The organism is Rhodococcus sp. 06-470-2 (assembly GCF_002258235.1).
GTDB lineage: Bacteria > Actinomycetota > Actinomycetes > Mycobacteriales > Mycobacteriaceae > Rhodococcoides.
Genome location: NZ_NOYB01000032.1, coordinates 424,916 through 437,147, shown reverse-complemented (window position 1 = coordinate 437,147; position 12,232 = coordinate 424,916). Strand labels below are relative to the sequence as shown.

Genomic DNA, 12,232 nt, shown 5'->3' with positions numbered 1-12,232 from the left:
GTCAGAGTTTCTTCTTGCCCAGCAACAACTTCCAGGGCACCAATGCCGACTCGAGCTGCACCGACAGGCTCATCTTGGATTCGCCCTCGCTGCGCTCCTCGAACGTGATCGGCACTTCGGCGAGAGTGAGGCCGTGTTTGACGGTTCGATAGTTCATCTCCACCTGGAACGCGTACCCGTTGCTCTCGACCGAGGCGACATCGATGGTGCGCAGGGTGCGCGCGTGCCACGCCTTGAATCCCGCGGTCGCATCCTTGACTCCGAGGCGCAGGATCGTGTTCACGTAGAAATTCGCCCATGCGGACAGGGCCTTGCGATGCCAGGGCCAATCGGCAGCGACCGCTCCGCCCGGTACGTATCGCGATCCGAGCACCACGGCCGCGTCGCTGGTGTTGAGTTTGTCGATCATCGCCGGAATCACCTCGGTGGGGTGCGAGAGATCGGCGTCCATCTGAATGACGATGTCCGCACCTTCGTCGAGCGCTCTCGTCATGCCTGCGACGTATGCGCGGCCGAGCCCGTTCTTCTCGGTGCGGTGCAGAACGCTGACGTCGATGGGTCCGTCGATGGCCAATTTGTCGGCGACCTCGCCGGTGCCGTCCGGCGAATTGTCGTCGACCACCAACACACCGAGCCCTTCCACCTGTAACCCGGCCAGCAGCTCGACGAGCTTGGGGAGGTTCTCACGTTCGTTGTACGTCGGTACAACGACGGTGGTCTTGGGGGCGACTCGTTCCGTACTCACCACCGTATGATCCGTGATTCGGGTGTCCGATCCAAATATCGGACACGATCGGCCGTGTCGGGTCGGCATCGTGGGTCGTGTCGATCGCCCGTCGACTCACGACCGAGCCGCGTCGACGAATACTCCGTCGCGCAGAATCGGAACGCAGGAACTCGAATCGACCTCGGCTGCGATGTCGACGTCTTCCGGGTGTCTCATCCCGGCCAATTCGCGACCCGAGGCGCATTGCCGCAGCTCGGAGCCTACGTCGTGCATGACGGCTCGCCACGCGGCAGCGGCTGTTCTCGCCTCGGGGGAGGCATCGGGTGCTCCGGCGTCGAGCAGGGCGGCGATGACTGCACCGGCCCCCCACAGGTCCTCGACGGCGGGGCGGAGCGATCCGTCCGGCCATCGTTCTCCGGCCGCTATGACCGCTGTCACCGCACTGCTGTTTCCGGCCCGTATCCACTGCCCCACTGCGGACGCGTTTCTCAGCGACGCTCCAACACACAGCGGGGCCGTGCTCGCGAGATCGTGGGCAATGGTGGACCCGTTCGGTGACGGCAACACCAGCCGAGCCGGTGCCGGCGCGGCCCGTACGGTGGCCGGGCACAAGCTGATCCGGCCCGGTGAGGCGGCCGACCGCCCCACGGCGAGGGCCGCGTCGAACTGCTCGGCCAACTCGGTGGCCCGGTCGTCGCGCCACCGACTGGGGATGACGTCGATACCCGCGTCCACAGCGACCGTGAGAGTGGTCGTGAACGACAGGACATCCACGACGACGGCGATGTCGGCGCCGTCGACACAGGCATCGGCACCGCGCAGACCCCAGTCGAAGCGGAGTCCGTACGCGTTCTGGGACAGTTCGGGGTCGGCCGGCATTGCCGAAAGGTAGCAAGTCCGGTGATACCTTCGGCGCGGGATGTAGTGGGGGAGAAACATGCAGTTGGAACTGGACACCAAGGTGATCGTCCTCGTGGCCGGTCTGCTGCTGCTGTGGGCACTGGGGTTGGGTGTCGTCAAGTACCACCAGATGTCGACGTCTCCGGACGGCACTGCCCACCGGTACGTCGACATCGCCCATCGGGCAGCGTTGATGTACTCGTTCGCCGCTCTGGTACTCGCTGTGCTGGCGCAGTTCAGCGCGTGGTCGGTGCCGGTGGATCTGATCGCCGCATCGGTGGTGCTGTTGTTCTTTGTCGCTGCCGTCGTGAGCTACACCGTGCACGGGTTTCGTCGGGACACCGAGAACCAGTTCGTCGATCCCGTCCCGGGGACGCATCTGTTCATGGTGTCGTTGATCGTCGGCGAAATCGGAGGAACAGCGGTGCTCGTGGCCGGCTTCGCCGTCGAGCAGTTCGGTGCGCGCTGAGAGACTCGGAAACTACCGAGGGTCCAGGTACAGCTCGGCGGTCTCGGTGGCGACGGCGGACACCGCAGTTGCGAGACCGGGCTCGAGGTCCAGTGCAGCTGCCAGCGGTTCTCCGCGCAGGCCCTGCGTTCGGAGTAGCTCCCAGGCCCGTTCCACCAAGCGCACCGATGTGGGATGGTCCAACTCGGGGCGGTTCGAGCGCAGTGCGGTGGCAGCCCAGTCCGCGTCGAAAGTCCCGTTGGGCGGACCGAACACACGCTCACCGGACGAATAGCTCTTGGGCTCCATACCCTCCGACGCTAGCAGCATCGCAGGACGGTGCAATCGTGACCGATTTGCGTCGGGACAGCACTACCGAACCGATCGGTTTCTTCAGTACGGTATGGCGATGTACGACGGCCACCGCAGGTCTCCACTCGCGCTCTGGGTCGTCGGATCGCTGGCGCTCGGTCTTCTCGCGGGCTGTGCCGGCGAGGACGGCAGCGGCCCGGTCGACGAGGTCTCGGCCGGCACGAACTACGTGACGGTCACGGGATCGTTGGTGGTCGGTGATCCCGTGACCGATCCCGCGCCGACCGTCGAAGCGCCGCCGCCCGTGGTGATAGAGCTACCCCCGAGCCTCGATGGCGCGCGGTTCCCGAGCGCGTCGCCGGTCGGTGTCACCGACGTGGTGTTCGAGGGGTCGTCGACTGTCGAATTCCGGTTGGCGGGCAACGGCCCTGTCTCCTACACGGTGCGGTATGTCGACGAAGCCGTCCGCTACGCCACGAGTGAACCGCTGGCAGTGCCGGGAAGATCGGTGTTGCAGGTGGATCTGTCCGGTACATCGACGGACTCCGACGGCACGTTCTCTCCGTATACCGGGCCCGAACGTGTCCGAGGACGTGAGGGTTCCGCTGTTGTCTCGGTCGATTTTCTGGCCGATCCCGGTGGAATCTCGCAGGCCTTCGTCGGTGTTGCGGCCGATCGACCCGAGTTCACGGTGACGACCACCGAAGAACCTGCCGGGGTGATCGTCACCGTCGAGTCCTGACCGGACTCGCAGCGTCGAATGCATGTCGGCCGTAGCGGTTTCGGGCTGATTCGCGGGGACAGCGCGGTAGCATCGCGGTGTGTCCGACGCCACAGTGGAAGAGAGTTCATCCGGTCGTCTGCGCGTGCTCGTGTACAGCAGCAATGCCGCTACCCGTGCCCAGGTGCGGTCTGCGGTGGGAACTCGACCGGATCCCGCACTCGGTGACATCGAGTACGTCGACATCGCCACGGCTGCCGTAGTCATCGAGCACATGGATGCAGGCGGTGTCGCGTTGGCGATTCTCGACGGCGAGTCCTCACCCGTCGGCGGTCTGGGTCTGGCGAAGCAGCTGAAGGACGAGATCGTCGATTGCCCACCGGTGTTGGTGCTCATCGGACGTCCGGACGACGCGTGGTTGGCCGAATGGTCGCGCGCCGAGGCTGCAGTACCGCACCCGTTGGATCCGATTCGGCTCGGGCGTGCGGTGGTCGATCTGCTGGGGCAACGCTCGGCACGCGTCGGTGCCCGGGTCTCTCGACCGCGGTAGATCAGACCGTCTTCTCCGATGCGGGGACCGTCAGCACGAACCGGTGGATCGAACCGGCGATGACTGCTCCGAGCAACGGGAACACCACGAACACCCACAGCTGTGACAGGGCCGGTCCGCCGGAGACGAGGGCCGGGCCGAGGGACCGAGCAGGGTTGACCGAGGTCGAGTCGATGCCGATGCCCAGCAGGTGAACCACGGTCAGGGTGAGGCCGATCGGGATGCCGGCCGCCACGACGGGGTGAACGGTGGGAGCGGTCGTGGCCAGTACGACCAGGACGAGCAGGCCGGTCGCGATCGTCTCGAACACCGCCACCGACGCCAGCCCGTATCCTCCGGGTGACGAGCTGCCGAAACCGTTGGTGCCCAGACCGTCCGACGACATGTCGTATCCGGGGCGGCCGGACGCCACGAACAGTACGATCAGCGCGCCGATCACTGCACCCACGGCCTGCGCAGCGATGTAGAACGCAGCTTTGACCGGGGTGATGGCGCGAGCTATCAGGGCTCCGATCGTCACGGCCGGGTTGATGTGGCATCCCGAGACAGGCCCGATCGCGTAGACGAGGGCGAGCAGTGTGAGCCCGAACGCCAGGGCGATGCCCGGGGTGCCGACAGTGTCGCCCGCGATGACGGCGGTGCCGACTCCGAAGATCACGAGCAGGGCAGTTCCCAATCCCTCGGCGGCGAGTGCCGAGACGGAAATCGATTTCATCATTCCTCCTGTTTCATGCCGCGGCCTCGTTCGGCCGGGATCGTCGGGAGGTTTGTCGTTGACGTCCGACCGGATCGCATGGGGCCGGGTAGTGATCTGAGTCACACTGTCGAGATCGGGTGCCCCATGCGTGTCAACGGATTACGAAACTGGAGTCCTCGAAATCCCGCGAGATCGACACCGAACCCATATCGTGTGTTTCAGGTCACATTGGTACGGCCGTCGCATTTACTCCGCGCCGGCGCGGTAGTCGATCGAGGGAGCAGATGCCGGGATGAACGCCTACGTTCCGATCCTCGTTCTCGGTGCCATTGCGGTCGTGTTCGCGGTGTTCTCGGTGATGGTCGGAACCATGGTGGGTCCGGCGCGGTACAACCGAGCGAAGTTCGACGCGTACGAGTGCGGCATCGAGCCCACGATGCATGCGCCTACGGGCCAACGATTTCCGGTGAAGTTCTACCTGACCGCGATGCTGTTCATCATTTTCGACATCGAGATCGTCTTCCTCTATCCGTGGGCCGTGCACCTCGACGTCCTGGGTGCTTTCGGACTGGTTGCCATGGCACTGTTCGTCGTCAACGTGTCGGTGGCCTACGTCTACGAGTGGCGGCGAGGCGGACTCGGATGGGACTGACGACCGAACGCTGATCGGCGGCGGCACGATGCACTGTTCTCACCTCAAGCGGATGCGAAAGAGCGTGATCGATGGGACTCGAAGAGAAGCTACCCAGCGGATTTCTGCTGACCACCGTCGAGGGGTTGGCGGGCTACGCCCGTAAGGGTTCGTTGTGGCCCGCGACCTTCGGTCTCGCGTGCTGTGCGATCGAGATGATGGCCACCACCTCCGGTCGGTTCGATCTCGCGCGATTCGGCATGGAAGCGTTCCGTGCGTCTCCGCGTCAAGCGGACCTGATGATCGTGGCGGGGCGTGTCAGCCAGAAGATGGGGCCCGTACTGCGGCAGGTGTACGACCAGATGGCGGAGCCGAAATGGGTCCTCGCCATGGGTGTCTGCGCGTCCTCGGGCGGAATGTTCAACAACTACGCGGTGGTTCAGGGTGTCGATCATATCGTCCCCGTCGACATCTACCTGCCCGGTTGCCCGCCCCGGCCCGAGATGCTGCTCAACGCAATCCTGGAGCTGCACAAGAAGATTCAGGAGATGCCGCTCGGTGTCAATCGTGAGCAGGTGCGCGCGGCCGCCGAGGCTGCAGCGTTGGCGTCCACCCCGACCATCGACTTGAAGGGGCTGCTGCGATGACGACGCACGGAGCCCGCGGGATGTTCGGTGTCCGGGGGAGCGGCGACACGTCCGGCTACGGCCGGTTGCAGCCGCCGGTGGCGTCGGTCGATACCGCGCTCCGACCCTACGGCAGCTACTTCGACGCCCTGGTCGATCGCTTGGCCGCTGTTCTCGACGCCGGGAACGCAGCCGTACCGTTCGAGGACGCCGTCGAACGTGTGGTGATCTTCCGCGACGAACTGACGCTGCATCTCTCGCGGGAGCACGTACCCGCTGTCGCCCGTGCTCTCCGTGACGACGGGGAACTGAGATTCGAATTGTGCACGGGGGCATCGGGCGTGCACTACCCGGATCATGTCGGCCGGGAATTGCGCGTGGTCTACCATCTGGTCTCCATCACCCACGGACGCCGTGTGCGACTCGAAGTGGCTGTGCCCGATGCAGATCCGCACACGCCCTCGCTCTGCGCGGTGTATCCGACCAACGATTGGCACGAACGCGAGGTCTACGACTTCTTCGGCATCGTCTTCGACGGTCATCCCGCCCTGACGCGGATCGAGATGCCCGACGATTGGGTCGGCCACCCCCAACGCAAGGACTATCCCCTGGGCGGAATTCCCATCGAGTACAAGGGCGCTCGGGTTGCGCCTCCCAACGAGCGCAGGTCGTACAACTGATGAGCGCAACGGACGAAACCATCTATGCGGTGTCGGGTCAGGACTGGGACGACGTGGTCGAGCTGGCCCGCGGGTCGACCACGGAACGCATCGTGGTCAACATGGGTCCGCAACACCCGTCCACCCATGGTGTGCTGCGGTTGATACTCGAGATCGAAGGCGAGACCGTCACCGAGGCCCGGTGCGGAATCGGCTACCTGCACACCGGTATCGAGAAGAACCTCGAGTATCGTAACTGGACCCAGGGCGTCACGTTCGTCACTCGGATGGACTATCTCTCGCCCTTCTTCAACGAGACCGCGTACTGCCTCGGGGTGGAGAAGCTACTCGACATCACCGACGACATTCCCGAGCGCGCGACGGTGGTCCGGGTGATGCTGATGGAGCTCAATCGGATTTCCTCGCACCTCGTGGCGTTGGCCACGGGCGGAATGGAATTGGGTGCCGTGACGGCGATGCTGTTCGGCTTCCGGGAACGCGAACTGATACTCGACGTCTTCGAGGCCATCACCGGACTTCGGATGAACCACGCCTACATCCGTCCCGGGGGCTTGTCTCAGGATCTGCCCGCCGATGCGATCGCCAAGGTCCGCGAGCTACTGCGGGTTCTTCCCGGCCGTCTACGCGACCTCGAACTCATGCTCAACGACAACCCGATCTGGAAGGCCAGAACCGAGAACGTCGGCTACCTGGACCTGACGGGGTGCATGGCCCTCGGCGTCACCGGTCCGGTGCTTCGCTCGACCGGGCTTCCCTACGATCTGCGCCGGTCCGATCCCTACTGCGGGTACGAGAACTACGAGTTCGATGTCGTCACCGACACCGGATGCGACTGCTACGGGCGCTATCTGATTCGCGTGGAAGAGATGAAGGAATCGCTCAAGATCGTCGAGCAGACTCTCGATCGGCTGCGACCCGGACCGGTGGTCATCGACGACAAGAAGATCGCCTGGCCGGCAGAACTGGTCTCCGGACCCGACGGTCTCGGCAATTCTCAGGACCACGTGCGCACCATCATGGACACCTCGATGGAGTCGTTGATCCACCACTTCAAACTGGTGACCGAGGGAATGCGAGTGCCGGCGGGCCAAGTGCTGTCCACCGTGGAATCGCCGCGAGGCGAACTGGGCGTGCACATCGTCAGCGACGGCGGCACTCGGCCGTACCGAGTGCATTTCAGAGACCCCTCGTTCACCAACCTGCAGGCGGTTGCCGCGATGTGCGAGGGCGGCATGATCTCCGACGTCATCGCTGCCGTGGCCAGTATCGACCCGGTGATGGGCGGGGTGGACCGATGACCACGCCACGCTCGGAGCCGGTACTCGTCCAACTCGGAGCCCGCCCCGAGGAAGCCGTACAACTGGTCGGCCCCGACGCACGCGAATCCTATCCCGACGACGTCCTGGCCCGCCTGCGCGCCGACGCCGACATCGTCCTCGCCCGCTATCCTCAGACCCGATCCGCGTTGCTGCCGTTGCTGCACCTGGTGCAATCCGAGGACGGATACCTCACGCCGGCCGGAATCGAATTCTGCTCGGACGTACTCGATCTCACCGGAGCAGAGGTGACCGCGGTCGCGACGTTCTACTCGATGTATCGCCGCGAGCCCACCGGCAACTATCGCGTCGGAGTGTGCACCAACACCCTGTGTGCCGTCATGGGCGGCGACGCCATCATGGACGCCCTGCGGGACCACCTCGACATCGATCACGGCGGGACCACGGCCGACGGTGCCATCACCCTCGAGCACATCGAGTGCAATGCCGCGTGCGACTTCGCGCCGGTGATGATGGTCAACTGGGAATTCTTCGACAACAGAACTCCGGCGTCGGCGCGGGAACTGGTCGACGCGCTTCGCTCCGGTGAGCAGGTGACCCCGACTCGCGGCGCGCCGCTGTGCACGTTCCGCGAGACCGAGCGAATTCTCGCCGGGTTCGCCGACGACCGGCCCGGGGCACTCGAATCCTCCGGCAGCGCAGGCGAAGCCACCCTCGCCGGCCTCCGGTACGCCCGAGAGCACTCGATGTCGGCTCCCCGGGCGGCCGCCGGCTCGCCGGACGATCATCCCGATCTCGGTGCCGAAGCCGTGGCGGAGACCGTGCGCGAGAAACCCGCTCCGGCTCCGTCGGCGACCGTTCCACCGCAGCCGAACACCACCGAAACCGATTTGTCGACGAAGGGGAAGTGACATGGCCCTGACGCCGGTGCTGAGCGAATTCTGGGACGAGAAGAACTCGTGGACCCTCGACACCTACCGCAGTCACGACGGATATCGAGGGCTGGAGAAAGCCCTGTCCATGGACCCCGACGATCTCATCGCCTTGGTCAAGGAATCCGGTCTGCGCGGCCGTGGCGGTGCGGGATTCCCGACCGGAACGAAGTGGAGCTTCATTCCACAGGGTGACGGGAAAGTTCACTACCTCGTGGTCAACGCCGACGAATCGGAGCCGGGCACCTGCAAGGACATGCCGCTGCTGATGGCGAGCCCGCACACGCTGATCGAAGGAATCATCATCGCGGCGTACGCCATTCGGGCATCGCATGCATTCGTGTACGTCCGCGGCGAAGTGGTACCGGTGTTGCGCAGACTGCATGCCGCGGTCGCCGAGGCATACGCGGCCGGCTACCTGGGCAAGGACGTTCTCGGAACGGGATTCGAGCTCGAGCTGGTGATCCATGCCGGTGCAGGCGCGTACATCTGCGGCGAGGAGACGGCTCTGCTCGACTCGTTGGAGGGTCGGCGCGGACAACCCCGGCTGCGTCCACCGTTCCCCGCGGTCGCAGGCCTGTACGCACGCCCGACGGTGGTCAACAATGTCGAATCGATAGCCAGCGTTCCGGTGATCCTGCGCAACGGAATCGAGTGGTTCCGGTCGATGGGCAGCGAGAAGTCACCCGGATTCACCCTCTACTCGATCTCCGGTCACGTGTGTCGTCCCGGCCAGTACGAGGCTCCGCTGGGTATCACCCTGCGGGAACTGCTGGACTACGCGGGCGGCATCCGGCCAGGTCACGAGTTGAAATTCTGGACACCGGGAGGTTCGTCGACACCGATGTTCACCGGCGACCACCTCGACGTGCCACTCGACTACGAAGGCGTCGGCGCCGCCGGATCGATGTTGGGTACCAAGGCATTGCAGATCTTCGACGACACGACGTGCGTGGTGCGAGCGGTACTGCGCTGGACGGAGTTCTACGCACACGAATCCTGCGGCAAATGCACGCCGTGCAGAGAAGGAACCTATTGGCTGGTGCAGATACTGCGCCGCCTCGACAGTGGAACCGGCACCGAAGCGGACCTGACGACACTGCTCGACATCGCTGACGGCATCGCCGGAAAGTCGTTCTGCGCGTTGGGAGACGGAGCTGCGAGCCCCATCGTGTCCTCGCTGAAGTACTTCCGCGAGGAATACATCCGACATGTCACCGAACAGGGATGTCCCTTCGATCCACACCGATCGACTCTGATGGCAGAGGAGCTGACGTCATGACCGCAGCTGCACATGGTCGTTCCGCGGTGACCCACGTGGAGATGGTGACACTGACCATCGACGACCACGAGATCAGCGTTCCCAAGGGCACGTTGGTGATTCGCGCCGCCGAGCTGATGGGTGTGCAGATCCCGCGCTTCTGCGATCACCCGCTGCTCGATCCGGTGGGGGCGTGCCGTCAATGTCTGGTCGACGTCGAGGGGCAGCGCAAGCCGTTGGCGTCCTGCACGACCACGGTGGCCGAGGGCATGGTCGTGCGCACTCAGGTGACATCGGAGTCGGCGGAGAAGGCGCAGCGAGGCGTCATGGAACTGCTGCTGATCAATCATCCGCTGGACTGCCCGGTGTGCGACAAGGGCGGCGAGTGCCCGCTGCAGAACCAGGCGATGGCGGCGGGTCGAGCAGAGTCCAGATTCGTCGAGACCAAACGCACGTACCCCAAACCGATTCCGCTGTCGGCGGAGGTCCTGCTGGACCGGGAACGGTGCGTCCTGTGCGCGCGCTGCACTCGGTTCGCGGCACAAGTGGCCGGCGACCCGTCCATCGACCTGCTCGAGCGCGGTGCGATTCAACAGGTCGGGATCTTCGGTAACGAGCCGTTCGACTCCTACTTCTCGGGCAACACCGTCCAGATCTGTCCGGTGGGTGCGCTGACCAACACCGAATATCGGTTCCGGGCGCGTCCCTACGATCTCACCTCGTCACCGAGCGTGTGCGAGCACTGCGCAGGCGGCTGTGCTCAACGAACCGACCATCGGCGCGGCAAGGTCCTTCGCCGGCTGGCAGGTGACGACCCGCAGGTCAACGAGGAATGGAACTGTGACAAAGGACGGTGGGCGTTCAAGTACGCCACCGAACCCGATCGCATCACCGCGCCGATGATCCGGGACGGATCAGGGGAGTTGATCGAGACGTCGTGGTCGGCTGCGCTGGCCGCCGCGGCGTCGGGGCTGGCCGCATCGGTCGGCCGGGCGGCGGTGTTGATCGGCGGAAGGTCGACCCTCGAAGACGCCTACGCGTACGCCAAGTTTGCTCGAACAGTGCTGCACACCAACGACGTCGACTTCCGCAATCGCAGCCACAGCACCGAAGAAGCCGACTTCCTGGCCGGCCGAATTGCAGCGACCGGGTTGGGGGTCACCTACACCGACCTCGAGCAGGCCCCGGTGGTGTTGCTGGTCGGCTTCGAGCCCGAGGAAGAATCGCCGCTGGTGTTCCTGAGGCTTCGCAAGGCGCACCGCACGAGCGCAGTGGTGGTGGCGTCGATCGCGCCGTTCTCCACCCGAGGTCTACGAAAGCTCGACGGCGTTCTGCTGCAGTCGATTCCCGGTGACGAGCCGGCGTGGCTCGATGCGTTGCACGTCGGCGATCGTGGGACCGAATCCATTGCGCACCTCCTTCGCGAGCCCGGTGCGATCGTGCTCGTAGGCGAGCGGCTCGGCTGCGTGCCCGGCGGTCTGTCGGCGGCTTCGAAACTGGCGGACGACACCGGGGCGCGCCTGGCCTGGATTCCGCGACGTGCTGGAGAACGCGGTGCCCTCGACGCCGGGGCGCTGCCGAACGTCTTGCCCGGCGGTCGTCCTGTGGCCGATGCGGCTGCGCGCGCCGAGGTTGCCGCGGTGTGGGGTGTGTCCGGGTTGCCGGCGGAGGTGGGCCGCGACACCGCGGCGATCCTGGCCGACGCCGGACCGAGTCGTGTCCTGGTCACTGCCGGAATCGATCTCGACGATCTACCGGACCCTGCGGGTGCACTCGATGCACTGGACCGATCGGCGTTCGTGGTGAGCCTGGAGCTACGCCGCAGTGCGGTCACCGAGCGGGCCGACGTGGTGTTCCCGGTGGCGCCGGTGGTCGACAAGCCGGGAACCTTCGTCGACTGGGAAGGACGACCGCGCGCGTTCGACACTGCGCTCGGTGCCGGTGCACTGATGCCGGACCAACGCGTCCTCGATGCGATCGCCGCACAGATGGGCGTCGAACTGGCCGTGCCCGACGCGGCGGCGGCACGCGCTCAGTTGACTCGCCTCGGTGTGTGGAACGGCCCGCGCATCCCGGTGGCCCGGATCGCGTCCCGCGCGGACGTTCCGACCCTCGGGCCCGGGGAGGCGATTCTGGCCACGTGGCGGATGCTCCTCGATGCGGGACGGATGCAGGACGGTGAGGACAATCTCGCCGCGACCGGTCGCCCGCCCACCGTTCGGTTGTCGGCGGCGAGGGCCTCGGCCATCGGAGCGGAGACCGGTGACCCGGTGAGCGTCGCGACGGACCGGGGCTCGATCACGTTGCCGCTGACGATCACCGACCTGCCCGACACCGTGGTCTGGCTGCCGCTGAACTCGTCCGGTTCGGCGGTGTACCGGTCGCTCGGTGTGCAGTCGGGCGCGGTGGTTCGCATCGGTCGGGGTTCTGTGGAACGACCAGAGGGTGAGCAGTCGTGATCGTGGCCGCG

14 protein-coding genes are annotated in these 12,232 nt (G+C 65.4%); 10 read left to right on the top strand and 4 right to left on the bottom strand.

Features of this window, described 5'->3' with window-relative positions:
- Position 1: 1 nt before the first annotated feature.
- The gene (locus CH276_RS17665) at positions 2-745 is read right to left on the bottom strand and encodes a polyprenol monophosphomannose synthase (protein WP_032398379.1); all 744 of its coding nucleotides are present in this window, start codon (positions 743-745) and stop codon (positions 2-4) included.
- Between the two features lie 96 nt (positions 746-841).
- Positions 842-1,606, bottom strand: a complete 765-nt coding sequence (locus tag CH276_RS17660; RefSeq protein WP_094631754.1) for a 2-phosphosulfolactate phosphatase — start codon at positions 1,604-1,606, stop codon at positions 842-844.
- Between the two features lie 58 nt (positions 1,607-1,664).
- Between CH276_RS17660 and CH276_RS17655 the strand changes: the two genes are divergently transcribed.
- The gene (locus CH276_RS17655; RefSeq protein WP_032397852.1) at positions 1,665-2,096 is read left to right on the top strand and encodes a hypothetical protein; all 432 of its coding nucleotides are present in this window, start codon (positions 1,665-1,667) and stop codon (positions 2,094-2,096) included.
- Positions 2,097-2,108: 12 nt separating this feature from the next.
- On the opposite strand, the gene CH276_RS17650 is transcribed toward CH276_RS17655, so the two are convergent.
- On the bottom strand, positions 2,109-2,405 hold the full coding sequence (locus CH276_RS17650; protein WP_230597004.1) for a hypothetical protein: 297 nt from the start codon (positions 2,403-2,405) through the stop codon (positions 2,109-2,111).
- Between the two features lie 79 nt (positions 2,406-2,484).
- Between CH276_RS17650 and CH276_RS17645 the strand changes: the two genes are divergently transcribed.
- Together CH276_RS17645 and CH276_RS17640 are read left to right on the top strand one after the other, a co-directional pair.
- The gene (locus CH276_RS17645) at positions 2,485-3,129 is read left to right on the top strand and encodes an AMIN-like domain-containing (lipo)protein (protein WP_141214743.1); all 645 of its coding nucleotides are present in this window, start codon (positions 2,485-2,487) and stop codon (positions 3,127-3,129) included.
- Between the two features lie 79 nt (positions 3,130-3,208).
- Complete coding sequence (locus tag CH276_RS17640) at positions 3,209-3,658, top strand: hypothetical protein (RefSeq protein WP_094631751.1); 450 nt, start codon at positions 3,209-3,211, stop codon at positions 3,656-3,658.
- Position 3,659: 1 nt separating this feature from the next.
- Here the strand turns inward: CH276_RS17640 and CH276_RS17635 are convergent, their stop codons facing one another.
- Positions 3,660-4,373, bottom strand: coding sequence for an aquaporin (locus CH276_RS17635; RefSeq protein WP_094631824.1), 714 nt, complete (start codon positions 4,371-4,373; stop codon positions 3,660-3,662).
- A gap of 274 nt (positions 4,374-4,647) precedes the next feature.
- On the opposite strand from CH276_RS17635, the gene CH276_RS17630 reads away from it, so the two are divergent.
- From CH276_RS17630 to CH276_RS17600, 7 genes are all read left to right on the top strand, one after another.
- A complete protein-coding gene (locus CH276_RS17630) occupies positions 4,648-5,007 on the top strand; it encodes an NADH-quinone oxidoreductase subunit A (RefSeq protein ID WP_032397854.1) in 360 nt (119 codons plus the stop codon).
- A 71-nt stretch (positions 5,008-5,078) separates the two neighbouring features.
- Positions 5,079-5,633 carry a NuoB/complex I 20 kDa subunit family protein gene (locus tag CH276_RS17625; protein WP_032397855.1) on the top strand — a complete coding sequence of 185 codons (555 nt, stop codon included), beginning with the start codon at positions 5,079-5,081 and terminating at the stop codon, positions 5,631-5,633.
- Positions 5,630-6,292, top strand: coding sequence for an NADH-quinone oxidoreductase subunit C (locus CH276_RS17620; protein WP_094631750.1), 663 nt, complete (start codon positions 5,630-5,632; stop codon positions 6,290-6,292). The genes CH276_RS17625 and CH276_RS17620 overlap by 4 nt, the downstream gene beginning before the upstream one ends.
- Entirely contained in the window at positions 6,292-7,590 is a 1,299-nt protein-coding gene (nuoD, locus tag CH276_RS17615; RefSeq protein WP_032397857.1) for an NADH dehydrogenase (quinone) subunit D, read from the top strand. Before CH276_RS17620 ends, nuoD begins: the two co-directional genes overlap by 1 nt.
- Positions 7,587-8,480: an NADH-quinone oxidoreductase subunit NuoE gene (nuoE, locus tag CH276_RS17610; protein ID WP_094631749.1), complete on the top strand. Its 894-nt coding sequence runs from the start codon at positions 7,587-7,589 to the stop codon at positions 8,478-8,480. Before nuoD ends, nuoE begins: the two co-directional genes overlap by 4 nt.
- A gap of 1 nt (position 8,481) precedes the next feature.
- Positions 8,482-9,783 (top strand): NADH-quinone oxidoreductase subunit NuoF, encoded by a 1,302-nt coding sequence (gene nuoF, locus CH276_RS17605; protein WP_094631748.1) that lies wholly within the window; start codon positions 8,482-8,484, stop codon positions 9,781-9,783.
- Positions 9,780-12,221 (top strand): NADH-quinone oxidoreductase subunit G, encoded by a 2,442-nt coding sequence (locus tag CH276_RS17600; RefSeq protein WP_094631747.1) that lies wholly within the window; start codon positions 9,780-9,782, stop codon positions 12,219-12,221. The genes nuoF and CH276_RS17600 overlap by 4 nt, the downstream gene beginning before the upstream one ends.
- Positions 12,222-12,232: the final 11 nt, after the last annotated feature.